The organism is Bacillus sp. z50 (genome assembly GCF_058313585.1).
In genome coordinates, this window is sequence record NZ_JBZFQL010000001.1 from 273415 (window position 1) to 299770 (window position 26356).

General features: G+C 38.2%; 21 protein-coding genes and 3 pseudogenes. 3 read left to right on the forward strand and 21 right to left on the reverse strand.

The features are described from left to right. Positions 1-153: 153 nt before the first annotated feature. From AC4G3N_RS01215 to AC4G3N_RS01230, 4 genes are all read right to left on the reverse strand, one after another. Entirely contained in the window at positions 154-1773 is a 1620-nt protein-coding gene (locus tag AC4G3N_RS01215; protein ID WP_066103538.1) for a long-chain fatty acid--CoA ligase, read from the reverse strand. An 84-nt stretch (positions 1774-1857) separates the two neighbouring features. Further along, positions 1858-3000, reverse strand: coding sequence for an acyl-CoA dehydrogenase family protein (locus AC4G3N_RS01220; RefSeq protein ID WP_491089577.1), 1143 nt, complete (start codon positions 2998-3000; stop codon positions 1858-1860). Between the two features lie 200 nt (positions 3001-3200). Beyond that, positions 3201-3491, reverse strand: coding sequence for a YxcD family protein (locus AC4G3N_RS01225; protein ID WP_066103535.1), 291 nt, complete (start codon positions 3489-3491; stop codon positions 3201-3203). After that, entirely contained in the window at positions 3479-3922 is a 444-nt protein-coding gene (locus AC4G3N_RS01230) for a hypothetical protein (RefSeq protein WP_225983572.1), read from the reverse strand. Before AC4G3N_RS01230 ends, AC4G3N_RS01225 begins: the two co-directional genes overlap by 13 nt. Before the next feature lie 250 nt (positions 3923-4172). On the opposite strand from AC4G3N_RS01230, the gene AC4G3N_RS01235 reads away from it, so the two are divergent. Continuing rightward, positions 4173-5048 (forward strand): phosphatase PAP2 family protein, encoded by an 876-nt coding sequence (locus AC4G3N_RS01235; RefSeq protein WP_066103533.1) that lies wholly within the window; start codon positions 4173-4175, stop codon positions 5046-5048. Between the two features lie 330 nt (positions 5049-5378). On the opposite strand, the gene AC4G3N_RS01240 is transcribed toward AC4G3N_RS01235, so the two are convergent. After that, a complete protein-coding gene (locus tag AC4G3N_RS01240; protein ID WP_066103531.1) occupies positions 5379-6167 on the reverse strand; it encodes an SDR family oxidoreductase in 789 nt (262 codons plus the stop codon). Positions 6168-6319: 152 nt separating this feature from the next. On the opposite strand from AC4G3N_RS01240, the gene AC4G3N_RS01245 reads away from it, so the two are divergent. Together AC4G3N_RS01245 and AC4G3N_RS01250 are read left to right on the forward strand one after the other, a co-directional pair. Next, a complete protein-coding gene (locus AC4G3N_RS01245; protein ID WP_490551508.1) occupies positions 6320-7243 on the forward strand; it encodes an NAD(P)/FAD-dependent oxidoreductase in 924 nt (307 codons plus the stop codon). 184 nt (positions 7244-7427) lie between these two features. Further along, entirely contained in the window at positions 7428-7820 is a 393-nt protein-coding gene (locus AC4G3N_RS01250) for a DUF1648 domain-containing protein (protein ID WP_490551507.1), read from the forward strand. An 82-nt stretch (positions 7821-7902) separates the two neighbouring features. Here the strand turns inward: AC4G3N_RS01250 and AC4G3N_RS01255 are convergent, their stop codons facing one another. The 16 genes and pseudogenes from AC4G3N_RS01255 to AC4G3N_RS01330 form a co-directional block, all read right to left on the reverse strand. Beyond that, positions 7903-8943, reverse strand: coding sequence for an aldose epimerase family protein (locus AC4G3N_RS01255; RefSeq protein ID WP_491089578.1), 1041 nt, complete (start codon positions 8941-8943; stop codon positions 7903-7905). A 215-nt stretch (positions 8944-9158) separates the two neighbouring features. After that, complete coding sequence (locus tag AC4G3N_RS01260) at positions 9159-10142, reverse strand: aldo/keto reductase (RefSeq protein WP_066103523.1); 984 nt, start codon at positions 10140-10142, stop codon at positions 9159-9161. 31 nt (positions 10143-10173) lie between these two features. After that, positions 10174-11337 (reverse strand): multiple monosaccharide ABC transporter permease, encoded by a 1164-nt coding sequence (gene mmsB / locus AC4G3N_RS01265; protein WP_066103520.1) that lies wholly within the window; start codon positions 11335-11337, stop codon positions 10174-10176. After that, positions 11334-12869: a multiple monosaccharide ABC transporter ATP-binding protein gene (mmsA, locus tag AC4G3N_RS01270; RefSeq protein WP_491089579.1), complete on the reverse strand. Its 1536-nt coding sequence runs from the start codon at positions 12867-12869 to the stop codon at positions 11334-11336. Before mmsA ends, mmsB begins: the two co-directional genes overlap by 4 nt. A gap of 80 nt (positions 12870-12949) precedes the next feature. Continuing rightward, positions 12950-13999: a multiple monosaccharide ABC transporter substrate-binding protein gene (gene chvE, locus AC4G3N_RS01275; RefSeq protein WP_491089580.1), complete on the reverse strand. Its 1050-nt coding sequence runs from the start codon at positions 13997-13999 to the stop codon at positions 12950-12952. Positions 14000-14137: 138 nt separating this feature from the next. Beyond that, positions 14138-15217 (reverse strand): multiple monosaccharide ABC transporter substrate-binding protein, encoded by a 1080-nt coding sequence (chvE, locus tag AC4G3N_RS01280; RefSeq protein WP_066103512.1) that lies wholly within the window; start codon positions 15215-15217, stop codon positions 14138-14140. A 221-nt stretch (positions 15218-15438) separates the two neighbouring features. Continuing rightward, positions 15439-16510 (reverse strand): annotated as a pseudogene (locus AC4G3N_RS01285) (GntR family transcriptional regulator). Between the two features lie 405 nt (positions 16511-16915). After that, positions 16916-17487, reverse strand: a pseudogene (locus tag AC4G3N_RS01290) (nucleotidyltransferase family protein). Positions 17488-17669: 182 nt separating this feature from the next. Then, positions 17670-18842, reverse strand: coding sequence for an acyl-CoA dehydrogenase family protein (locus tag AC4G3N_RS01295; protein WP_139891871.1), 1173 nt, complete (start codon positions 18840-18842; stop codon positions 17670-17672). A gap of 46 nt (positions 18843-18888) precedes the next feature. Then, positions 18889-20002: pseudogene (locus tag AC4G3N_RS01300) on the reverse strand (acyl-CoA dehydrogenase family protein). A 99-nt stretch (positions 20003-20101) separates the two neighbouring features. After that, complete coding sequence (locus AC4G3N_RS01305; protein WP_491089581.1) at positions 20102-21391, reverse strand: acetyl-CoA hydrolase/transferase family protein; 1290 nt, start codon at positions 21389-21391, stop codon at positions 20102-20104. Positions 21392-21394: 3 nt separating this feature from the next. Further along, on the reverse strand, positions 21395-22588 hold the full coding sequence (locus AC4G3N_RS01310; protein ID WP_140461519.1) for a thiolase family protein: 1194 nt from the start codon (positions 22586-22588) through the stop codon (positions 21395-21397). Positions 22589-22620: 32 nt separating this feature from the next. Then, positions 22621-23796 carry an acyl-CoA dehydrogenase family protein gene (locus AC4G3N_RS01315; RefSeq protein ID WP_491089582.1) on the reverse strand — a complete coding sequence of 392 codons (1176 nt, stop codon included), beginning with the start codon at positions 23794-23796 and terminating at the stop codon, positions 22621-22623. A gap of 149 nt (positions 23797-23945) precedes the next feature. Next, positions 23946-24728, reverse strand: coding sequence for an enoyl-CoA hydratase/isomerase family protein (locus tag AC4G3N_RS01320; protein ID WP_491089583.1), 783 nt, complete (start codon positions 24726-24728; stop codon positions 23946-23948). Positions 24729-24775: 47 nt separating this feature from the next. Then, a complete protein-coding gene (locus AC4G3N_RS01325) occupies positions 24776-25558 on the reverse strand; it encodes an enoyl-CoA hydratase/isomerase family protein (RefSeq protein WP_491089584.1) in 783 nt (260 codons plus the stop codon). A 22-nt stretch (positions 25559-25580) separates the two neighbouring features. Next, on the reverse strand, positions 25581-26351 hold the full coding sequence (locus AC4G3N_RS01330; RefSeq protein ID WP_066103494.1) for a 3-hydroxyacyl-CoA dehydrogenase: 771 nt from the start codon (positions 26349-26351) through the stop codon (positions 25581-25583). Positions 26352-26356 lie beyond the last annotated feature (5 nt).

A 26356-nucleotide genomic window follows, 5' to 3' on the forward strand; every position in this document is an offset into this window, starting at 1 on the left:
CTTAATGAATAGTAGTTATTCCTTTATTCTTTACAGGAGAGAACAAATCATACCAGCATTTACCGATTCATCCTTAGATTTATAAAGCAACCGCAATAAAAAAGCCTAAACCATATCCTTGATGGTTTAGACTTCTCCCCTACCTATCCACTATTAGTTATTAGATACTCTCTCTTGAATCATTTCTCTCAATTTAGCCTTTAGAAATTTACCAACGGAGGTTTTCGGGATTTCATCCATAAAGATGATTTCATCTGGAATCCACCATTTTGCAAATTGCGGCTTAAGGAAGCTTTGAATCTCTTCTTCGGTAACCTTTCCATGAAATTCAGGCTTAAGAACTACACAACCGACCGGTCTTTCCTGCCATTCGGGATGCGGTATGGCTACGACACTTGCTTCAAATATCGCCTCATGAGCCATTAAGGCGTTTTCCAGATCAACAGATGAAATCCATTCACCTCCGCTCTTAATTAAATCCTTTGTTCGATCGACCAGCTTGATTGTGCCCTCTTCATCTACAGTTGCTATATCTCCAGTCAACAGCCATCCGTCTTTAAATGCCTCAGCAGTCCGTTCATCACGATAATATTCATCTGCAATCCAGTTGCCCCGTAACATCAGCTCACCCATATCCAATCCGTTCCAGTTCACTTCTCCTTCAGAGCCGACCACTTTCATTTCCAGGCCTGGTACAAGCAAGCCTTGCTTAGCTCTAATATCGAGCAGCTCTTCTTCCGGTAAGTCTAACTGATAGCTTTTCAGACGTGATACAGTTGCCAATGGTGCCGTTTCTGTCATTCCATAAGCATGTAGGAATGGTATTTTATATTTAATTTCAAATTGCTTAATCAATCCTTTTGGTGCAGCCGAGCCACCGCATAAAATAAATTCCAATGTGCTGGTATCATATGTACCTTTTTCAAGCTCCTGCAGGAGACCTAACCAAATTGTCGGCACACCAGCTGTTTTTGTCACACCTTCTGATTGGATAAATTCGGCTAATAATTTAGGATTAAATTGAGGTCCAGGCAGAACCTGAGTTGCTCCAAACCAGGTGGCCGCAAATGGCAATCCCCAGGCATTCACATGAAACATTGGCACAACAGGCATGACCACATCACGTTCAGAAACAGCTGTTGTATCTGCTAGGCCGAGTGCGAAGCTATGCAGCACAATCCCCCGGTGCGAATACAATACACCTTTTGGATTCCCAGTTGTTGCTGATGTATAGCACATTCCTGCTATTTCATTTTCATCTAAATCATTTATAAATGGAGTTTTCGGGTTGCCGACTGCTAGAAGTTCTTCATATGAATATGCGGGTTTAAGACTTGTTGAGGGTATTTCTGTCTGATCCGTCATAATGATATAGGCCTTGACGGTTGTCAGCGCTGGGGCGATTTTTTCTATTAGGGGTACAATATCTTCATCAATCAATAGTACCTTGTCTTCTGCATGATTAATAATATAGGTAATATGTTCTGCGGATAAACGAATATTAATGGTATGGACAACAGCTCCAATGCCAGGTACTGCAAAATATGCTTCGAGATGGCGATGGTGATTCCACGCCAGCGTACCGACTTTATCACCTCTTGATACATTCATTTTCTGGAGTACATCCGCCAGCCTTCTTGTCCTTTCACCGATCTCTTTGTACGTTAATCGCTGCACCTTATCATGAGTCCTTGATACCACTTCTTTCTTCGGAAATACTTTTTCAGCTCTTTCCAGCAAAGAATGTACAGTTAATGGCACGTGCATCATCATTATTACCCCTTCCTCCTATTAATTGAATATAGTACTCTTAAATCTCACCTGACCTTGAGTCCAATGCTAATTCACTTTCCCCCATTAAAGTCCAAGGTTCTTAGCAATGATCGTCTTCATAATTTCATTTGTACCGGCATAAATACTGGCAACCGGGGTATCCCTGAATCGTCTGGCAATCTTGTATTCTTCCATGTAGCCATATCCACCGTGTAGCTGCATGCATTCAACCGAGATGCGTTTAGACATATCTGTTAATTTCCACTTGGCCATTGAGACTTCTGCTACTATATTCTTCCCGGCTATATGATCTGCAATTAATTGATCAAGAAATACTCTTCCCATTTTTATGTCGGATGCGATTTCAGCCAGCTTAAACTTCGTATTTTGAAAATCACTGATTGATTTTCCGAATGCTTTCCTTGACTTAACATAATCGAGCGTCATCTGAAGCATATCCTCAGCAGCAACCTGAGCTGAAATAGCTACGATTAACCGTTCCTGCTGGAGCTTATCCATCATATACATAAAGCCTTTCCCTGCTTCTCCCAACAAATTTCCCTTTGGTACGATACAATCCTCAAATAGGAGCTCCGCTGTATCCTGGCAATGCATACCCACTTTTTCTAGTTTACGTCCTCTTGAGAAGCCTTCCATATCTCTTTCGACAACAAGCAGGCTTATTCCTTTATGCTTGGGTATAGCATGTAAATCCGTTTTACAAGCTACAATGATGAGGTCTGCGTGGATTCCGTTCGTAATGAAGGTCTTCTGTCCATTTAAAATATAATGGTCCTCTTTTAATTCTGCGTATGTAGATAAGGAAGCAAGATCAGAGCCTGCACCTGGTTCTGTCATGGCAATAGCTGTGATGATTTCCCCGCTGACACATTTGGGAAGCCATTTCTCCTTTTGTTCTTTCGTACCATAGGCGTTAATATACGGCACAACAATATCATTATGGAGACCAATCCCGATTGTACCGGAACCAAGGCGCTCGAGTTCTTCATTAATGACAACTGATATACCCCAATCCGTTTCCAAGCCGCCATATTGCTCTGGTAAATCCGGGCATAAATATCCCTCTTGACCAAACTTGGACCAAAATTCTCTTGGAATCAGTTTCTCTTTCTCCCACTGGTCATAGTATGGATACGCCTCTTTTTTTAGAAACTTTCTAAAGGATTTTCTAAATATGTCATGCTCTTCATTTAAATAAGGATGCATCTTTTATTTCCTCCTATATGTATGTAAGCGCTTAAATAATTTCTTATGCTTTTTATATTAGCGACCAATATGTATAAAGTCACGAACATTTTTATAATTTTCTAAAAATACGTAACAGTCCCAGTCAATTGATGAATAGACTGATTATAAGCTAATCATTTTAAATAATAAAAAAGAGGCCTAAGCCTCTTTTCATACTTTTATTGAACGTAGGCAATAATGCCTTCCTCGTCATCTAATTCAAGTTCAATAGCTGCAGCAAATGGATCCATATTCAGCTCATGCTCAATATAAAAACGCAGTGCTTCAATCATGTTTGCGGTGATTAGAATTTGGGATCTTCCATTAACATGTGCTTCTGCGGAGAACCCATATTTATCGTCATACAATAATTCAATTTCAACTTGTTCAGGATTGACTTGCTTTTTAGCTGCGATATAAACACAAAGTGAATTAATAATCTCATTCTCTGAAATTTTTATTGTCTCCACGTTCCGTCAACCTCTTTTCGTGGACGGTTACTACGTGTAAAGATTTTTTTGATTAAAGCAACAATCAGCAAAATTGCAAGTACATTCAATAATAAACCAAGTACGGATCCCATGGCACCCATATTAGCTAGCAAACCGCCGAATAATAAACCGGCAATACCGCCAAGCATCATACTTTTCATGAATCCACCTTTATTAAATGAATTTGTTTTAGTTGCTTTGGCATTGCTGTTTGTTGTTGATTTTTGCTTATTAACTGTTGAATTGTTTTGGTTGAAATTAGATTGGTTATTATTTGAATTGAACGATTTTTTACCTGAACGGTATGATTTTGCACTAACCTCGTGTGAAGTTCCTACAAACGCATGTTCAGCCACCGGTGCAAATACAAAGGTAACCAACATAAAAGCAGTTAACATTTTCTTTAACAAAGTAATTCCTCCTGTAATTCTAGTAGTCAGGCTTAGTTTCCCATATTTGTATTTACGAATCAAGTTTTAAGAAGTTTCATTGTTTTTCATTTTTCTTCAAAATTTATATAGATTTTTATAAAATTTGTAAGCTTATCATTCAATTCAAATAAAATATGTAAAAATTGGACCCTTTTTACTATTCCTACAATTCAAAACGTTATAATATATACACTATGAATATATTGAATCAGGAAGGGAACGTCTGTATATGTATCAATCTATGTTTACGATTGCTATCACCATCACGATTATGACGGTTTTTTTAGTTATTATCCTATCAAAGCGTAACCCTTTCATCGTATTTAAGATTTTATGGGATAGCCGAAAGAACAAAAAATCATGGATTCATTTTGCATTACTTGGGACTATACTTTTAATCAATAAACTGGAATTGCAAATAGAGAGCAATTTTATTCATATCGGGGACTATTCTCATATTATTCAGCAGTATGAAGGGCAATTACTGGCTAATTTCCAAAACCTATTGTATAATATTTGGTTAACAGAAATCACAACTTTTTTCTACATCATTATATTTGTCACTTTGATTTCAACATCATTTGTCCTCTATTTCATCCAACAAAACAAGCAATTATTCTATACATTTATTTATGCCGTTGGGCTGAATTATCTTATTGCCATACCCTTTTATCTTTTTTTACCTGTTAATGAGGTATGGTATGTCCATTCTCAGGTACACTTTTTAATCCCGGAAGTTTATCCGGACTTTGAGACTCAATATCGGAATGTATCAGGATTGAATAACTGTTTCCCAAGCCTGCATAACTCGATTTCACTGACTTTATTATTCTTAAGCTATAAGTCGAACAATAAGCCTTTTAAATGGTTTATGACTGGCAGTGTGGGAATAATCATGTTCTCCACTATTTATCTTGGCATACACTGGCTGACAGATATGGCTGCAGGAGTACTTCTTGCTATTACAGCCTTTACGATGGCCAATTTGATCTCTATATTGGTAAGTAAGTCTGCGCGAATGGAAGGGAAAATGACACCCAACCTGCTTTTCATCAAAAATAAAACCGTATCTTCAAAGATTAAATCCGAAAAGCAAGCGAACTAATGTTGAATTATCAACCTAATAGGACTTTAAAGACTTATTCGAAGAGACACCTAAAATTTCCGCTTCTTTATCAGGAAAAGAAAAATCATAGATTAAATCTTATTAAAAAGGAACCATATAAAAGCGGCATCGTTGTTGACGATGCCGTTCAAAATTATTAATGGTTTTCATATAAAGTTCCAAAGAGATTCATTAGAATAACCACTTGCTATGCTGAATAAATTCAAAAAAAATATAAAGCGAATACACAATTATTTATTTCAATAAATCTCCTCATTCAATCTCTATCTTTTACAAATGGACGGGTATTCTTTCAAACTCTAATAGAAATTAAATTCCCTTCACTTTTCCACCATCGACTAATAATACTTGTCCGGTTACATACGTATTGAGCATTGATAACAGAAATACTGCATAGTTAGCAAATTCCTCTGGTTCTCCGTATCGGCCAAGCGGAATTTGCTTTTGTGCATTTTCTTTTACTTCATCTATGGATAACCCTTGACGCTCGGCTGTTTTTTCATCCAAATAGGTTATCCTACCTGTGGATATAACACCAGGTGCAATCGTATTTATTAAGATATGGTCCTGAGCAAATTCAGATGCTAATGTTTTCGTTAAACCGGTAATACCAAGGCGGAATGTATTGGATAACAGCAATCCCTGAATTGGTTCCTTAACAGAAATAGAAGCCATATTAAGAATCCTTCCACCCTGATCTTTCATATAAGGATACACTTCTCGAATCATTCGAACATAGCTTAATAAATTCAATTCAAACGAGTTTTGCCAGTCCTCATCAGATAATTCCATAAATGTCCCTGCCGGCGGTCCTCCTGCATTATTGAGTAGAATATCAATTGTTCCAAACTCTTGCACCGTTTTCCTTACCAAGTCCTTAATTTGTTCAGGCCTTGTAATGTCAACTTCACAATAGACAACCCTGCTTTTTTTGTTTAAAGGGATTAGTTCATTTGCCACTTTTTCTAACTTGTTTGCATGTCTGCCAGTTATCATCACATTTGCGCCCTCTTCCACTAACTTTTGCGCAATAGCTTTTCCTAAACCTTGACTAGATGCAACCACTAACGCGTTTTTTCCTGCTAATTTAAGATCCAATCGTTCAACCTCCATTCTTATTCGGATATCTAATTTTTACATTTCGACCAATTGTTTGTCAAAATACAGTATGAATGGGTATAGAAGGGTATAATATCTTATTTCATCCTGATACTAAGGGATGACGTTAAGCAGGAGGCAATGGTACTACTATGAGAAATTCTTGGGAATGTATTGTTATAGGTGGAGGTATTGCCGGCACTCAGGCGGCAATACAAATGGGCAGAAGCCAAATTAATTGTTTAGTTATTGATTCTAAGGAAGCAGGACGGTCTAATTTATGTAAGGATTATCGAAATATCATCGGATGGCCTGAAGGCGTCAGTGGTGAAGAATTACGAAAAAAAGGACAGCAGCAAGCATCTGAAACAGGAGTTACATTCATCAAATCTGATGTGAAGCAAATATCTAAAAGAGATGATGAATTTTTGGTAACGACTGATAACGAAACGTATCAAACCAAGACTATTTTACTGGCTACAGGCGTTACCGATCGGATACCTGATATCCCCAATATAAGAGAGTGCTTGGGCAGCACCATTTATATATGCACAGATTGTGATGGCTACGAAGCGATGGATAAAAAAATTATTGTGATGGGTGCTGGTGATCCAGGTGCCAATCTTGCAGTATCTTTATTAAATTGGACGGATGTTATAACCTATATCAATCATGAGAAAACACCTGTCTCAGCGGACATTCTATCTAAACTTAACCAACATCATATTACGTACTTAGAAGAGGAAATAGAATCTGTGTCAAAAGAATCAGAGGACTTTTTTACAGGCGTCCATTTAAAAAATGGTGAATCCCTGCAAGCTGATCGAGCTTTTATCGGCTTTGGCGGCAATAAAGTTCATACAGAATTGGCCAGTCAAATTGGTGTTCATATAGAGAATAACAGACATATTAAAGTGGATGCACGAACAAAAGAAACCAATGTTAAAAATGTATGGGCAGCGGGAGATATTGTATCGCACTCCGAACAGGCCACGATTGCCATGGGGGATGCGACACAGGCGGCCATTTGGATCAATAAGCGATTAATGGAATACAAACGAAAAGCATTGTTGTAGACCAGTATATTGGTTATTTTAGAAAGAGAGAGCGGATATTAAACCCCGCTCTCTCTTTGTTTTGTTTATTTAAAGATAATGGTTGCCAAAGTTTTCAGTACTTTGTAGGATTCTCGTATAGTTGCATTACGTTTATTTGGTTATATGGTAAAATTAGGTTATCCATTTTAAAAGGAGGGCGTAAATGGTCAAGCATCCCATCGAAAACAAAAAAACATTATTTGAATTTAGTTTTAATATAGTATCTTTAATCCTACTTATAATCATTTTTGTATACATAATGATTAGATGGTCAGATATACCCAATAGTATTCCTATGACATTCGATTCGAACGGTCATGTTTCACATTGGGGGGAGAAAAAAAGCATTTTAGCTCTTCCGTTCTTCGGATTATTAATTTGGTTTATATTCAATTTCATTGAAAAGGATCCGCATAATATTAACCTACCTTTGTATCGAAATGACGATAAATCGAAAGAGTTAAAATACAATAGAATTCTCGTAAATGCAATTAAAAATGGCATTGTAATTTGTTTTGTCATAGCTAACTGGAGAATTATCCTATCGGTTTTGTAATAAGCAGAGACACAAAAAGAGGACCCAATCTTAAAGGTCCTCGTCTAATCCATTAAAAGCATCACTCTCTTTAAACATAGCCTTATTTAAAAATATATCTCGTATGCGCTTGATATACATCATCTTTTTTAAGTGTGACCGGAGGGAAATCAGGTTGGTTAATAGCATCTGGGAATCCCTGTGTTTCCAAACATATAGCCATATGATGATGCGGACGGACACCCCTGATTTTATAATCCCCTTCCGATTGATTGCAAGTATAAATAACAACGGCTGGTTGGTCCGTTTCCACTAATAATTTACGTCCACTCTCAGGATCGTATAATTCTATTTCTCTATTAAAATTGGAATCCAAAACGAACGGATGGTCAAAGCCATTGCCTGCTAACTCATTTTGTTTGTAGCCACTATCGACACCTTGAGAAATCGGCTTGCTATTCGTAAAATCAAACGGTGTTCCCTCGACAGGAATTAATCGACCAGTCGGAATAGAATCTTCCTTAAGCTCAATATATCGACTGCTTTCGAGCTGTAATTCGTGATTTTTGATTGTTTTGCTCAAGTCACCACTTAAATTAAAATATGTATGATTCGTTAAATTGATGATCGTATCTTCATCGGTGGTAGCTTTATAGCGAATATCAAGCTGATTGTTTTCATTTACTAAATAAGTCGTTGTAACCTCTACCTTGCCAGGGAATCCTTCTTCTCCTGCTTTACTTGTATAGCTGAATTCAACCCCAACAGCATCCTTTTCTTCTACTACTTTATAATCCCAAAGAACATGGCTAAACCCCTTAACCCCTCCATGCAGGTGGTTATCCCCCTCGTTTTTAGTGATCTGGTAGGACTTCCCGTTAAGAGTGAACTGACTATTTGCGATTCGTCCTGCAATTCTGCCGACAACCGCTCCAAAATAAGGTGAATGATTCTCGTAATCTTCCATACAATCAAACCCCAATACGACATTCTCCATATTTCCCTCACGGTCAGGAGCAATAATATCTGTAATCACACAACCATAATTTATAAAACGAACGGTAAATCCTGATTTATTAGTAATTGAAAATTGCACAACTTCCTGATTCTCAATTTCACCAAATACCTTCTGTTCAATTTGCATGTACTTTCTCTCCTTATCATATAGAGGTGTAACCTAATTTTATATTTTGTATGTATTCCTTCACAACAAACGTGATTGAAAACGCTATTATTAGTCTATTTAAGAAGATATAAATTGTGCAAATAAACAGGCATTAGAAAATATATAAATCTCTAATACCTGCTCCTTTTTTATTGATTATCTATTAATCGTTTCAATCTCCCGTTTAACTGGCATTAATAAGGTCCGCGAATATAATCATGTACTTCATTCATATAAAACGTTTGCAGCCTATCTAACTCTTCTTTTGAAAAGGATTTAGTTTGAATCGCCTTTAAATTTTGGTCAACTTGTTGCGCATTTTTAAAACCAGGTATTGCACATGTAATTTCTTCATGGTCCAGAATCCATCGTAAAGCTGAATTAGCCATGGTACCTCTTCCATCCGCAATCCAGGAAAGCTGATTGCTAAGCTCAACTCCTTTTGAAAACTCAAGTCCTGCAAATGTTTCACCAACATTAAATTTTTCTCCATTTGCATTAAAGCTACGGTGATCATTTTCTTCAAATTTTGTTTGGGTGCTGAATTTTCCTGTTAGCAAACCACTGGCCAGTGGTACGCGGGCTAATATACCAACCCCCTGTTTTTTAGCTGTCGGGAAGAGTTCTTCAAGCGGTTTTTGCCGGAATATATTGAAAATGACCTGTAATGCTCTGACACCTGGAATGGTAAGACAGAATAAACCTTCTTCAACAGTCTCTACGCTCACGCCATAATGGCGAATTTTCCCTTCCTGCTGAAGCTTATCCAGCACAGTAAATACATCCGTATTCTTTAAAATATGTAAGGGCGGACAATGAATTTGATATAGGTCAATCCGTTCGCGGCCAAGCCTTTTGAGACTGCCCTCACAATATGCCCGAATTGCCTCTTCCGAATATGTATCTGGATCATGAATATCACCGGCTCGACAAAATTTCGTAGCAATATGGATCGTATCCTCTTTGCCTTTCGTCGCTTCCCTTAACAGTTCTTCGCTTCTACCACTTCCGTATACATCCGCCGTATCAAAGAAGTTAACTCCATTCTCCATAGCGCGATTTAAACCAAGAAGAGCATCCTGGGTATCAGCCTTTCCCCAATCACCGCCAATTCCCCATGTCCCAAAACTAATCTCACTTACAGATAAATCGGTATTGCCAAGTCTGCGATAATTCACTTTCCAAACACCTCTTTTTGTTAAAATAAACTTACGATGATTTATTTTTATTATACACGTCAAACCCTACAGCTAGCAACAATACCAGTCCTTTAATTGTCTGTTGATAATCCACGCCTAAGCCAATTAACGACATACCATTGTTTAATACACCCATTACCAAACCACCAACGACAGCGCCTATAACAGTCCCTATACCGCCATATGCGGATGCCCCGCCAATAAAGACCGCAGCGATCGCATCCAATTCAAAAGAGTTACCCGCTTTAGGAGTTGCTGCATTCAACCGAGCTGCAAATAATAATCCTGATAAGGCAGATAATACACCCATGTTTACAAATACCCAGAAGGTAAGCCATTTTGTTTTAATACCTGATAATTTTGCTGCTTTTTCATTACCGCCAAGCGCATATAAATGTCGACCAGGGACTGTTTTATTTGTAAAGAATGAGTAAGCAACAATTAATACAACTAAAATCACCAAAATATTAGGAATACCTTCATATGAAGCTAGGAAATAAGCAAATATATTCATTACTGCTACTATAAATACCAGTTTTAAAGCAAATAACCACATTGGAAGTACTTCAAAATTGTAAGACTGTTGTTTTTTACGCTTTCTAAATTCACTCCATAATAGTACGAGAGAGATTAAAACTCCGACAATCATAGTCAGTAAATCTAATTCTCCTGTTTTATTCAGCCCCGGTATAAACCCTGTACTCATTTGGCGGAAGGACTCAGGAAACGGAGCAATGGATTGCCCATTGAGAACAAGCATAGTAAGTCCGCGGAAAATCAGCATCCCTGCGAGTGTAACGATAAATGCTGGGATTTTAAGGAATGCAACCCAAAATCCATGCCAAGCTCCTATTAAAGCTCCTATAATAAGACAAAGAATGACAGATAACCAAACCGGCATGTTCATTTCAATCATAAATATCGCTGACATAGCTCCAACAAAGGCTACAATCGAACCAACGGAAAGATCGATATGCCCCAATATAATGACCAACAACATCCCGATTGCTAAAACAAGAATATAACTATTTTGCAGAATAAGATTTGTAATATTAAGAGGTTTTAGTAATATGCCATCCGTTAATACTTGAAATAGCACCATGATAAAGATCAGAGCCAATACCATTCCATACTGTCTTATATTATTTTTCAATAAACTAGTCAGTGTTTTCACAGCTGTTCCACCCCTGTTCTGGTCATGTATTTCATAATTTTTTCTTGTGAAGCTTCATTCCGGTCAAATTCTGCGGTAAATGTGCCCTCACGCATGACATAAATTCTGTCGCATATTCCTAATATCTCAGGCAGTTCTGATGAAATGACCAATATTCCCATTCCTTTGTCGGCCAATTCATTAATAATAGAATAAATTTCATACTTTGCCCCAACGTCAATCCCACGTGTTGGTTCATCCAAAATCAAGATTTCCGGTTCAGCAAAAATCCACTTGCTTAACACGACTTTTTGTTGATTTCCTCCACTTAGATTCATTGCTTTTTGTAAGATACTTGGGCTCTTTATATTCATTTTTTTGCGATATTGCTCTGCTTCAATAATTTCCTGATTATCATTTACAACTAGTTTTTGAGATATTTTACCCAGATTTGCCAATGTGATATTCGTTTTAATATCTTCTTCCAATACAAGTCCATATGATTTACGGTCTTCAGTTACGTAAGCAATGCCATTATCGATTGCTTGTGTAATATTTTTCAGCTTCAGTTCTTTTCCCTTTTTAATTATTTGGCCTGAGATTTTTTTACCATAAGCCTTTCCAAACAAACTCATCGCCAGCTCGGTTCTCCCAGCTCCCATTAATCCGGCTATGCCAATAATTTCACCGCTTTTTATTTGGAAACTTACATCATCAACCACGTTACGATCGGAATTGTTTTCATCCTGAACCGTCCAGTTTTTCACTTCTAATATGGTTTCTCCGATATTTGGTGTGTGTTCAGGATACCGATTCGTTAAGTCACGTCCTACCATCCCCTTAATGATTCGGTCCTCCGTAACACCTTTTTTCATATCAAGAGTTTCGATAGTTTTACCATCACGAAGGATGGTTATCGAATCGGCCACCTTTGCAATCTCATTTAATTTATGAGAGATTATTATGGAGGTCATTCCTTGTTTCTTAAATTCAAGCATTAAATTTAAGAGATTTTCACTATCATTCTCATTTAAAGCTGCAGTTGGTTCATCTAATATAAGTAATTTCACTTTCTTGGATAATGCCTTTGCTATTTCAACTAATTGTTGCTTTCCTACACCCAGTTGATTAACCGGTGTATTCGGTGATTCATTTAACCCAACAATTTTCAGTAAGTCTAATGTTTTTACAATTGTTTCATTAAAATTTATGATTCCATGTTTTGTTTGTTCATTGCCTATAAATATATTTTCAGAGATAGATAGATAAGGGATTAAAGCCAATTCTTGATGGATAATTACAATGCCTAGATTTTCACTTTGCTTAATATTTTTAAATTCACACACTTCTCCATTAAATAAGATATCTCCTGAATAAGTACCATGTGGGTACACTCCACTCAATACTTTCATTAAAGTAGATTTACCAGCTCCATTTTCTCCGCAAAGGGCGTGGATTTCGCCTTCTTTAATTTTTAAATTCACATGGTCAAGAGCTTTTACCCCAGGGAATGTCTTCGTGATATTTTTCATTTCTAATAAAATTGATGACACGCCATTCACCTCAACTGTATAAATTTAGATGCTGTTTAACCGTTTACATTACAATCAAACAGCATCCGCCATCCATTCTGTTAATTGCTTAGCTCTTCTTCTGTGTAATATCCGCTATCGACTAAAATTTCTTTATAATTTTCTTTATCTACTATTACTGGTTCTAAAAGATAAGATGGTACAACCTTGTTTCCATTGTCATATGTTTCAGTGTCATTTACTTCTGCTTCCTTGCCTTTTAGAACTGCATCTGTCATTTCAACTGCTTTTTTAGCCAATGCTCTCGTATCTTTAAAGATGGAAGAGGTTTGTTCACCGGCAATGATTGATTTTACTGATGCCAAATCAGCATCTTGTCCGGTAATAATCGGTAATGGTTTGCTATCCGATCCATAACCAACCCCTTTTAAAGAAGAAATAATACCAATAGCTAATGCATCATTTGGCGATAAGACTGCATCTACACGATCAGATGAATATTGTGAACTTAGTAAGTTGTCCATACGAGTTTGCGCTGTTGCGCCATCCCAGCGTAAAGTAGCAATTTGCTTCATATCTGTTTGTTTACTTTTAACAACCAATTTCCCAGAATCTATGTATGGTTTTAGAACAGACATTGCACCATCATAGAAAAAGTATGCGTTGTTATCGTCTGGAGATCCGCCAAACAATTCAATATTAAATGGTCCTTTGCCGTCCTTAAGACCAAGTTTTTCTTCAATATAAGAGCCTTGTAAAACACCAACTTTGTAGTTATCAAATGTGGCATAATAACTCACATTATCTGTCCCTTTAATTAAGCGGTCATAGGATATAACCTTAATATCCTGGTCAGCTGCTTTTTGAAGAACTTCTGTCAATGATTCCCCATCAATAGAGGCGACTACTAAAATATCTACTCCTTTAGTAATCATATTTTCAATTTGGGCAATTTGATTTTCAATGACATCTTCGCCATATTGAAGATCTGTTTTGTAGCCTAGCTTTTCAAACTCTTCGACCATATTTTCTCCATCAAATACCCAACGCTCTGATGACTTTGTCGGCATAGCGATTCCAACAAACCCTTTTTCATCACCGCTGGATTTTTCATCGCTGCCACATGCTGCTAAAGGTAAGTACCAGTGCAAACATCATCATTGCAGTAACAAATTTTCTCATGTTTTGAACCTCTCCCTTTTGATAAAAATAAAGGTTTCTAATTTATGCTAGCCCCATAAAGCTTGGAATATAGAAACCTTTGAAAAAAACGAGACCCACTATTTCTTTTATTTGCTTAATTCTTCTTCTGTGTAATATCCGCTATCTACTAAAATTTCTTTGTAATTCTCTTTATCAACTGAAACCGGTTCCAATAGATAAGAAGGTACAACCTTATTTCCATTGTCATATGTTTCAGTATCATTTACTTCCGCTTCCTTACCTTTTAGAACTGCATCAGCCATCTCCACTGCTTTTTTAGCTAATGCTCTCGTATCTTTAAAGATGGTTGAGGTTTGCTCACCGGCAATAATAGATTTTACTGATGCCAACTCAGCATCCTGTCCAGTAATTATTGGTAATGGTTTACTTCCAGTTCCATAACCAACCCCTTTAAGAGAAGAAATAATACCGATACTGATTCCATCAAATGGAGATAAAACGGCATCTACACGATCAGTTGAATATTGTGAACTTAGCAAGTTGTCCATACGAGATTGTGCAGTTGCGCCATCCCAACGCAAAGTAGCAATTTGCTTCATATCTGTTTGTTTGCTTTTAACAACCAATTTCCCTGAGTCTATGTATGGCTTTAAGACAGACATTGCACCATCATAGAAAAAGTATGCATTGTTATCATCTGGAGACCCGCCAAACAACTCAATATTAAAAGGTCCTTTGCCGTCCTTAAGTCCTAGCTTGTCTTCAATGTAGGAGGCTTGTAGAACACCAACCTTGAAGTTATCAAATGTGGCATAATAACTCACATTATCTGTCCCTTTGATTAATCGGTCATAGGAAATAACTTTAATATCTTGATCAGCCGCTTTTTGAAGGACTTCTGTTAAAGATTCCCCATCAATAGAGGCAACTACTAAAATGTCTACTTCTTTAGTAATCATGTTTTCAATTTGGGCAATTTGATTTTCAATAACGTCTTCGCCATATTGCAGATCTGTCTTGTAGCCTAACTTTTCAAATTCCTTGACCATATTTTCTCCATCAAATACCCAGCGCTCCGATGACTTTGTTGGCATGGCAATTCCAACAAACCCTTTTTCTTCCCCACTGGATTTTTCATCGCTGCCACATGCCGCTAAGGTAAATACCAGTACAAACATCATCATTGCAGTAACAAACTTCCTCATGTTATTAACCACTCCCTTTTGTAAAATAAGGCTCTCATTCAATTTATTCCCAAAACATTATGAATATAGAAACCTTTCAAAATAATGCATGCGCTTACATTAATATCCTACTACTTGTTAGTACAAGTACGCTACATAAATTATTCTCCTTTGCATATTTTTTACAACCATTTGTGAACAAAATAAAAAACCCATTTTGGTGGGTTTTTAAAAAGAAATTCCTATAATTTTCTCGTTGAATTTCGTAATATTAACTCTGGTTTATAACGGATTGAAGGATCTCCATCTACTTTATTTTCAATCAGCTGGATAATTGTTTCTGCAGCTTGTCTACCCATTTCAAATTGTGGATGTCTGATGGTCGTTAATTTCACTTCAGATGCAGTCGCTAAATTTGAGTCATCGAACCCTACAATGGATAGATCATCAGGTACACTAATTCCATATTCCCTAATAACATCAAGAGCAGACAAAGCTATTTCATCGTTATAACAGAAAAGCCCTGTAGGTCTTTGTTCAGAATTTAGAAGACCCATAAATTCTTCATTCAGTACTTTATCTTTTTCTATTGTTGTACAAGGTAGGATCATATTGGGTAAGATGGGGATGCTATACTCCCTATGCGCTTTGATAAATCCCTGCATCCTCTTAACACCTTGCTGGTCATCCGTTTTAAAAATACCAGCAATGCGTCCATGCCCCAATTTAATCAAATGTTCTGTTGCCATATAAGCGCCTAATTCATCATCTACCGTTAATCTATAAGGGTGTAGCTCTGGATAAATAAGCATTAATCATTAAATATGGTATTTTTTTCCTCTCTAAATTTAAATAATATTTCAGGTTCGGATTATAATAATTACTTTTAGTCGGTTCTACAATTAAACCGGCAATCCCCCTGTTTGAAATATTCTCCAAACACAACTTTTCTTTATTTAAATCATTATTTGTACTATAAAGGAGCAGAGTATATCCTTTACTGCTTAGATAGGACTCAACTCCATTAATGATGGAGGGGAAGATGTAATTGGATATATATGTAGTCAAAAGAGCAATTGTTTTTTCAGATGGTTGATTTGTGTTCCGGTCAGCACAAAAGGTGCCTGAACCTTGCTCTGTATACAACCAGCCTTCATTTACAAGATCATTAATTGCTTTACGCACTGTATGTCTGCTAACTCCAAATTGCTGAGTTAAACTATATTCAGAACTTATACGCTGATCGCGTATATAATCGCCTTCTTCGATGAGCTTCTTAATCTCCATCTTTACTTGTTCGTATTTTTTCATTATATGAATCACCCCTCACTATGAACAAACGCGAATCAAGAATAGTTTACCATAACTTGTAAGTACATGTTAGAGGCGTGAGTCATCCAATTCTTACGATTCTGTAGAGTTTTATAGTTACAGTTTGATTGCCCATTTCAGCTTCCCTGCTAAATAACCTTGAATATACCCCATGTTTATTCTCAAACAGTTCCCTATGTGTACCTGTCTCAATTACTTTTCCATTTTCCATAAAAATAATTCGGTCGGCTGATAGGACAGTGGAAAGTCGATGTAAAATGATCAGGATGGTTTGCGAATTTTACATTTCAAAAAAAAGAGGAGATTAATAAACGGTAAAATATCAAAATGATAGATTTTATAGAGATACTATTAAAAAGAGGGAACGTAAATGAGAGTCTATCATTCTTAATCAGATATATCGCGAACTTCAATTTTATGCCAAATAGACTTCCAATTCTTTTTTGAAATTCGGTCCTTATAAATAACAGCCAGTTCTTTTGACTCACGAAAATGGGGAGTTGGCTTAACCTCTAAATTTATGACATCATCTAATCCATATGGAGCAATAAGGATTAATTTATTCTCATGATCTAACTTTATCCCTAGAGCTGTCGCTGTTTCTGGGAATTTTGATATGGCATCTTGCGAAGAAGTATATGGAGAAAAGTTATTAATCGTATGCATTCTAGCCTCATTTTTCACAGACCAAGGTATATTAGGCATAATACTAATCAATTTATCTCAAATTCTTTTTCCATATCCTCATTAATTATTGATTTATCAAAATAGATAACATCAACATCCGGTGTTTCAGTACGATCTTTAAATCCGTGCAAAGCATCCCAAATCTTTGAACGTATAAATCCTGCACATATCCACCAGTCAGGTAAATTTAATGTGCTTACAGCCTTTATAATCTCCATCATTTTTTCATCGTTTTGAATTAACCTAATAACATCTGCTTCATTCTTTAACATCTTAAAACCACCCACCTTCCACAATCGAACATATATTCCAATTTTAACAAAAAATATAATCAGTATGCCGTAATATTTTATGCTTTTAAAAAAACACCTCAAAGCAAAAAAATAGATTCCACTCATCCGTTGGAATCCTGCCCATTTTTATTTTGATATCAATGCCTCTGTCTTAATAAGAATTATGTATACATCATTTGTGAATGATTATAGAAATCTTTCTTTATTTGAGCAGCAATGATATTTTTCTGGATTTCTGAAGTACCTTCATAAATTTTGGTGATTCTTGCATCACGATAAAATCGCTCGATTGGATATCCTTTCATATATCCTAGGCCTCCATGAATCTGAACGGCTTTATCAGCTACTCGATTAAATATTTCTGAACCTAGCAATTTAGACATAGCCGCTTCTTTAACAACATTCTTTCCTTGGTCTACCATCCAGGCAACCTTATAGGTTAATGCACGGAGCGATTCAATGTCCAAGGCCATATCAGCCAAATAGTGCTGGATGATTTGCTGTTCAAAAATCGGCTTTCCGAATTGGTGCCGTTCAAATGCATATTGGACCGATAATTCCAATAATTTTTGACAGGATCCAAGATTCCTAGCGGCCAGACCTACGCGGCCATTAGCTAGAATCTTTAGAGCATTCACATATCCCATTCCTTCTTGCCCCAGAATATGATCTGCCGGAACCTCGCAGTCTTCAAAAAAGATTTCGAAAGAATGAGAGCCTCTCAAGCCCATTTTTTCTTCCTTTTTCCCAATAATCATTCCTTTTGTACCCTTTTCAATCAAAAAGGAAGTAATTCCTTTAGGACCTGCAGCCGGATTGGTCACAGCCATCACGGTAAATAAACCGGCAATTGATGCATTTGTTATATAGTGCTTGGACCCATTTAGAAGATAGCTGTCTCCTTTTCGAACGGCTCTCGTTCTAATCGCAGCAGCATTTGAACCAGCTTCAGGCTCTGTTAAAGCAAATGCACCAATTAATTCTCCAGTTGCCATTTTGGGTAAATATTTTTGCTTCTGTCTATCATTTCCCATCTCAACAACCCCAACAGAGCCAATACCGGTATGTGCTCCAATGATGGTCGTATAGCCATTATGCGTACGGCCAAGCTCCTCATATATGGCACATTTTCCAACCATATCGAGGCCAAGTCCGCCATAGCCTTCCGGAATACTCAAACCAAATAGACCCATGTCCCTGCTTAGCTGCATGATGTCCTCAGGTATATGATCATTTTTCTCGATTAAGTCTGCTTTCGGATCGACCGTTTCATCAATGAAATGTTTGATCATCTTTTTCATTTTTATCGTTTCATCTGATAAGGTAAAGTCCAAACTCGTTCTCTCCCTTCTCTTCTTTTTAATTTGATCTATCCAGCTTTCAAGTGAGTCCCAATTGTTTAGAGATAATGACCCATAATTTCATTCGAGCCTGCAAAAATGGATGTGACTGGTATATCTCTATACCGTCTGGCAATTTTGTATTCCTCCATATAGCCATAACCGCCATGAAGCTGCATACATTGGGTGGAGACACGTTTTGCCATCTCTGTCGTCCACCATTTAGCCATACTTACTTCCTTCACAATTTCTTTTCCATCAATATGTTTTTTGATTAAATCATCGACAAAAGTCCGACCAAACTTTATTTCTGTAGCAATTTCGGCCAGCGTAAATTGAGTGTTCTGAAATTGGCTGATTGGCTTTCCAAAGGCATCTCTCTCTTTTACATATTGTATGGTTAATTGAAGCATATCTTCAGCAGCTACGACCGCATTTGTTGCGCATAAGAGCCGTTCCTCCTGAAGATTCATCATCATATAGCGGAAGCCTTTTCCTTCTTCTCCTAATCGATTTGAGACTGGCACTATACAATCTTCAAATATTAGCCCACTCGTATCCTGGCTGTGCATTCCCACCTTATTTAACTTCCTCCCACGCGTAAACCCTGGGGTATCTCGTTCAACTAATATAAGACTGATTCCTTTATGTCTTGGTTCAGCTTTTGGATCCGTTTTACAGGCAACAATTATCAAATCAGAATGGATTCCATTTGTAATAAATGTTTTCTGACCATTTAATATATACTGATTACCTTTACGGATAGCCGTCGTTTGGATGCTTGCCAAATCTGATCCAGCCCCTGGTTCTGTCATTGCAATCGAAGTAATCAGTTCCCCTTTAACGCATTTTTTCAAAAATCTATGCTTTTGTTCCTCATAGCCAAATGTATGTAAATAAGGAACAATGATATTGCTGTGAGTTCCTATGCCCGTCAAACCAGCTCCTATTTTTGCTAATTCTTCACTTAAAATAATAGCAAAGCCAAAATCAGTACCCATTCCGCCATACTCCACACTGACCCACGGGCAAATAAAACCTTGTTCACCCATCTTCTCCCAAAAGGATCGAGGGATCAATCTCTCCTCTTCCCATGTTTCAAAATAGGGAACAGCTTCTTTTTGTAAAAAACTCACGAGTGATTTCCTGAACATTTCATGTTCATCAGTAAAAAATGGCCGTCTTGCCCTTTTTATCTGATCCTGTTTCACCTTGATTGACACCTAAACCCCTCCATGTAAAAAAGATTATTGCTACAACTGTGATGTAAGATTAGCACTTAAACTTTCTCTGAAATTCGGGTGTACGATGTTCAGCATTTGCTGTCTTCGTTCTTTAAGTGATTTGCCAAACAAGGAAACAATTCCGTACTCTGTCACAATATAATCAATCTCTGATTTTAAGGATGTAACAGAAGATACAGTATTTTTTATTCTCGACCTAGTACCTCCCATTGCAGTCGCTGGAAGGGCAATAATAGCTTTTCCACCTTTTGAAAGTCTGGCCCCACGAATAAAATCCATTTGGCCGCCAACTCCAGCTAATGGATAATTGCCAATTTGCTCAGCATTTATTTGTCCTGTCAAATCGACTTCCAAAGCTGAGTTAATTGAATAGAAATCCGTAATCTTTGAAATTTGTAAGCTATTATGTGTAAAATCTGCTGGGTATAAGCAAATATCCTTATTGAGGTTGGCGAAGCTATATAACTGCTGACTTCCAGTTAAAGTGGTACAAACCGTTTTACCAGTCATCACTTCTTTTCTTTCATTAGTAATAACTCCTCGCTTCATCATTTCCATGACACCGTCTGTTATAGTACCGGAATGAACACCCAATCCCTTCTTTTCCTTAAGGGCCAAAAGAACGGCATCTGCAATTCTACCTATCCCAACTTGAATCGTTGCATAATCAGGGATTAATTGTGCAACATTTTTACCGATTGCCTCTTCTATTTTGTTTGGAATTCCAGATGAAATCGTCAATAAACTATCATTTGATTCAACAAAATAATCAATCTCTGATACATGAATTTCTGAATCCCCAAATGTCCTGGGAAGATTGCTATTGACCTGAGCAATGACTTTACCAGCATGTTTACTAAGTGAATGGATAATATCGACTGAGATTCCCAGATTACAATAACCATTTTGATTGGGAGGAGTAACCTGAATCATGGCAAAATCAATTTTATTTGTTTCCACCCATACCGGTAACTCGGATAAATTCAAAGGTATATAATCACCATTTCCTGCATGAAAAACTCCCTTTAATAATGAAGATCCAAGGAATGTCCTGATAAAAAAATGAGGATTCCCCTCCGATTCAGCATACAAGCAGGGACTTCCAACAATACAAGTGTATAAATTTAATAAATGAAACCGTTCCTTTTGCCGAATAAGTTCCTTTACCAGCTGTTGCGGTTCATTACAAAAAGGTGCCAAAAAGACATTGTGAGAGGAGTCTATAAGAGAGATTGCTTTTTCTGCAGTGACGATACGTGAACGGTAAAGATCCAAATCCAACTCTTTCTTCTCTTGCATGGCCTAAACCTGGAGATTCTCAACAATGGAGGATATTCCCAAACCTCCGCCGATGCAAAAGGTGACCAATCCATATTTTTCTCCCCTGCGCTCCATTTCATGAATAAGCTTGGTCATTAAAATACCTCCAGTACCTCCGATTGGATGGCCAAGCGCAATCGCTCCGCCATTTACATTCAATCGTTTCGTATCCAAATCCATTTCTTTAATCACAGCTAAGGTTTGAGCAGCGAATGCTTCGTTTAATTCTATCAGCCCTATATCCTCTAACTTCAATCCGGCTAGCTTCAGTGCTTTTCTCGTAGCTGGTGCAGGACCGATTCCCATAATATCTGGAGAAACACCAGCAACTGCCTGAGCAATGATTTTTGCTTTACATTTATAGCCCTTTTGAATAGCTGTTTCTTCTGCCATTAGCATAACCAACCCCGCGCCATCATTCCGTCCGCTTGAATTCCCTGCCGTTACAGTCCCATTTTTCTTAAAAACAGGTTTAAGCCGCGCCAATTGCTCCATACTCGTTTTTCTTGGATGTTCATCCACTTTAAATATTTCTGTCCCTTTCTTCGTCTTTATCTGATATGGAATGATCTGATCATTAAACAGGCCAGAAGAAATAGCACGTTCAGCCTTTTCTTGACTTAAAAGCGCATATTCATCCTGCTCTTCTCTGGTGATTGAATATTTTTCGGCAAGGTTTTCTGCTGTCATCCCCATGGTTAAATGACCGTATGTCTCGATTGGTTGTGCACGCGGCTGACTTTCCGTATTGGAATCAAGGATTTCCGTATTACCTGTGCCAAACCCATAACGAGCATTACGTAAATAGAATGGTGCCTGACTCATACTTTCAGCACCACCGGCAATTACTATGTCCGATAAACCGCACATGATTTGCTGGACACCATTATGAATAGCCTGCACTCCTGATCCGCATTGACGATGGACCGTATAACCCGGTGTTTCTATTGCAAGTCCGGCACGCAATAAAGCTAATCTTGCCAGGTTTGGCTGATCTGTGCTTTGTTTCGCCTGACCGATAATGACTTCATCAATCTCATCTTTCTGTACTCCTGTGCGTTCAATCAATCCGTTTATGGTGGCAGAAGCAAGATAATCCACTTCCTCATTTTTTAACGATCCGCCTATCTTGCCAACCGCCGTCCGAACAGCCTCAACAATCACCGCATTTCTCATACTACATCCTCCCATCAACCTTGAGTATCATACTAGTAAGACTTAGGCAAACCTAAGACATGCTCCGCTACATAAGAAAGAATCATATTAGTTGAAATTGGTGCCACTTGATAAAGGCGTGTTTCTCTGAATTTCCTTTCTACATCATATTCAGCCGCAAAACCAAATCCTCCAAACGTTTGCAGTGCTGTGTTAGCAGCATCCCAAGACGCATCAGCGGCAAGCAATTTTGACATATTCGCCTCAGCCCCACATTTTATACCTAGATCAAATAGCCTTGATGCCTCCTTACGCATTAAGTCCGCTGCCTCTATTTGGATATGTGCCTTCGCCAACGGGAATTGAATTCCTTGATTTTCCCCAATTTGCCGATCAAAAACGACTCTTTCGTTTGCATATTGAGTTGCTTTCTCTATAAGCCATCGTCCATCCCCTATACATTCGGCCGCAATTAATATTCGTTCTGCATTCATACCATCTAAAATATAGGAAAAACCTTTTCCTTCTTCACCAATCAAATTTTCGGCTGGTACCTTTAAATTTTCGATAAATAATTCAGTGGTAGAATGGTTCATCATCGTCTGAATGGGACGGATGGTAATACCATTGTTTATTGCTTCCTTCAAATCAACAAGCAGAACAGATAATCCTTCCGTTTTTTTCTTAATTTGACTGACTGGCGTAGTCCTCACTAGCAGCATCATTAAATCAGAATGCTCTGTTCTTGAAATAAAGACTTTCTGACCATTCACGACATAATGATCTCCTCTTCTTTCTGCAAAGGTCCGTAATTTAGTCGTATCGGTTCCTGTCGTTGGTTCTGTGACTCCAAAAGCCTGCAATCGTAATGTACCGTCAGCGATACGAGGTAAATAGTTTGACTTTTGTTGCTGGTTTCCATGCCGGGCTAACGTCCCCATTATGTACATTTGAGCGTGACAGGCACCAGCGTTGCCTCCACTTCGATTAATTTCTTCAAGAATAATAGAAGCCTCCGCAATACCTAATCCAGAACCACCATACTCTTCTGGGATCAAAGCTGATAGAAAACCATTTCTCGTTATTTCATTTACAAACTCTTCAGGGTATGCATTTTTCATGTCTAGCTCTCTCCAATAAGAGCCGGAGAATCGTTGACATACTCTTCGTACACTGTGACGCAGCTCTTTATTAAATTGGATTGTTTTTTCCAGCGGAACAGATTTCACCAATCTCACCTCCTATCACCTATTGTTTACTTAACACGTCTAACCAAGAGAAAAATTAGAATAAGTGCTCCTGTTTATACAATTTATTAATGTTTGCTTAAAGGTAGCTCACCGGAAACATATTTTAATAATGACAGGCTCTCCTGATTTTACTTACCGATAAACTTAGGCGACCGTTTCTCGACGAATGCTCTTACTCCCTCAAGTCGATCCGAGGTTGATAAACATCGGTTATAGTACTCTTGTTCTATAATTTTTGCTTCATTATTCTTTAATACAAACAAGGAATCTATTGCTGCTTTTGCTTGCTGGACAGCTATAGGGGCATTACGGGCAATACCCCCAGCAAATTCGAGTGCTGATTCATATAATTCAGCAGAACTGGTCATCCTGTTCAATAATCCATCCTTTTCCGCTTCTAAAGCCGACACAATCCGTCCTGTACATATCCATTCCTTTGCACGGTGAACCGGTATTCGCTTTGATAGCAATCTCGTTCCGCCACACCCAGGCATAATTCCACGCGTCACTTCTGGCAATCCAAACTGTGCCGTATCTGCCGCAATTAAAAAATCACAATTCAAAACGAGTTCAAATCCTCCAGCCAACGCATACCCATCCACTACCGCGATAACCGGTTGCTTAAGAGATGCTATAGCAGTGAACATTTCCCGAAATAGCTGGTGCTGATTTTTCCACTCTTCCTCATTCAGCTCGTTGCGCTCTTTCAAATCTGCACCGGTACAAAAAGCTTTCTTATTGGACGATGTGATTAAAACCACCCTTGCATCACTTTCAGAAATAATTTGAGTCGCGCCAAGAATTTCTTTAGCCATCTCTGTATCAAAGGCATTAAGCGCTTTAGGTCTGTTTAATCGTATTTCGGCTATATGCCCCTCCACACCGACCCGTTTCCATTCAACATACTTCATACAGATGATTCCCCCAGACTTCTTCCCAATAGCACACACTTAAATGCTTATTGATGAGTAAATACCGGACGGCGTTTTTCAAGGAATGCAGTGACTCCCTCTTTCATATCCTCCGTTGTAAAGATTTCCTGGAACAGGTTTGATTCCAATTCGAGCCCATCCTGTAAATGGCCGTCTGTTCCCTCATTGACTGCCTGCTTGATTCTTCTTAAAGCCTGAAGAGAATGCCTGCTGATTTTTCGGGCCAGTTTTCGGGCAGCTTCAATCTCTTCTTCTTCTGTAGCAATTTGATTAATGATCCCGAGCTTCAGCGCTTCTTCAGCCGTTATCGAATCACCGGTAAACATCAGCTCTTTTGCTTTAGCTGAACCAATTAAACGGGGCAGCCTTTGCGTTCCCCCTCCACCTGGAAATAGGCCGAGCTTCACTTCAGGCAAGCCAAGTTGGGCCGTCTCCTTGGCAATACGCAGATCACATACAAGTGCAAGTTCAAACCCACCGCCCAGTGTTATTCCATTTAAATAGGCAATAGTAGGCTTCGGAAAATCGGATATCAATTGAAAAACCTCATTTTTCTTACTGGGCTGTACTTTGGCTTCGGTGCTTTGGTTAATCATGTTGGGGAACTCCTTAATATCTGCTCCCGCCATAAATGCCCGGTCACCTTCCCCTGTTAAAATAACCGTAACCACTGAATGGTCATCTCTCAGTTCAGTAAAGGCATCACAAAGCTCACTTGCCAGTAGTTCACTCAGAACATTCATCGGTGGATTATTAATAACGACCGTTGCGACATTATTCTCTTTTTCAACACGCACCAATGAATACATAGCACTACCTCCTCTTAATCTATTATTTTGGCTGCATACGAATTGCCCCATCCAGGCGAATTGTTTCTCCATTCAGCATTGGATTTTCAATAATACTTTTGACGAGCATGGCATATTCTGAGGGATATCCGAGCCTTGGCGGGAATGGTACCATCGCACCGAGAGCCATCCTGGCCTGCTCTGGTAATCCCCCAAACAAAGGTGTGTCAATCAAACCCGGAGCAATCGTCATAACACGAACTCCGCTTCTCGCTAAATCTCTTGCCAACGGCAAGGTCATGCCAACAATTCCACCCTTTGAAGCACTATAGGCTGCTTGGCCAATTTGTCCATCAAAAGCTGCTACTGAAGCTGTATTAATGACAACACCTCTTTCCCCTTCTTCATTAGGTTCATTCTTAATCATTTGTTCTGCAGCCAGACGAATTACATTAAATGTCCCAACCAAATTGACCTCAATCACTTTTTTAAATCTGCCAAGATCATGAACTTTATCCTTAGAGACGACTTTTTCACCTACTCCAATTCCTGCACAATTGACGACCGTATTGATTTTCCCAAACGTTTCAACACTTTTCTCAATGGCAGTCCGAATCTCATCCTCACTGGTTACATCCGCTTTTACAAAGATCACATTTTCATGACCGAGTGATTCGGCTAATGCCAACCCTTTATCTTCCGAGCGATCGATAATCGTTACTTTCCCGCCATTTTCCACAATATTCTTGACTGTAGCCTCTCCCAGACCCGAAGCTCCACCTGTTACAACAGCAATTATATTTTGCATCTTCATACAAC

Excerpts from the sequence above, each read along its gene's own strand:
- AC4G3N_RS01215 (WP_066103538.1), bottom strand. The coding sequence starts at position 1,773 with ATGATGATGCACGTGCCATTAACTGTACATTCTTTGCTGGAAAGAGCT.
- AC4G3N_RS01220 (WP_491089577.1), bottom strand. The coding sequence starts at position 3,000 with ATGCATCCTTATTTAAATGAAGAGCATGACATATTTAGAAAATCCTTT.
- AC4G3N_RS01235 (WP_066103533.1), top strand. The coding sequence starts at position 4,173 with ATGTATCAATCTATGTTTACGATTGCTATCACCATCACGATTATGACG.
- AC4G3N_RS01245 (WP_490551508.1), top strand. The coding sequence starts at position 6,320 with ATGAGAAATTCTTGGGAATGTATTGTTATAGGTGGAGGTATTGCCGGC.
- AC4G3N_RS01250 (WP_490551507.1), top strand. The coding sequence starts at position 7,428 with ATGGTCAAGCATCCCATCGAAAACAAAAAAACATTATTTGAATTTAGT.
- AC4G3N_RS01255 (WP_491089578.1), bottom strand. The coding sequence starts at position 8,943 with ATGCAAATTGAACAGAAGGTATTTGGTGAAATTGAGAATCAGGAAGTT.
- chvE (WP_066103512.1), bottom strand. The coding sequence starts at position 15,217 with ATGAGGAAGTTTGTTACTGCAATGATGATGTTTGTACTGGTATTTACC.
- AC4G3N_RS01305 (WP_491089581.1), bottom strand. The coding sequence starts at position 21,391 with ATGCAAGAGAAGAAAGAGTTGGATTTGGATCTTTACCGTTCACGTATC.
- AC4G3N_RS01310 (WP_140461519.1), bottom strand. The coding sequence starts at position 22,588 with ATGAGAAATGCGGTGATTGTTGAGGCTGTTCGGACGGCGGTTGGCAAG.
- AC4G3N_RS01320 (WP_491089583.1), bottom strand. The coding sequence starts at position 24,728 with ATGAAGTATGTTGAATGGAAACGGGTCGGTGTGGAGGGGCATATAGCC.
- AC4G3N_RS01325 (WP_491089584.1), bottom strand. The coding sequence starts at position 25,558 with ATGTATTCATTGGTGCGTGTTGAAAAAGAGAATAATGTCGCAACGGTC.
- AC4G3N_RS01330 (WP_066103494.1), bottom strand. The coding sequence starts at position 26,351 with ATGAAGATGCAAAATATAATTGCTGTTGTAACAGGTGGAGCTTCGGGT.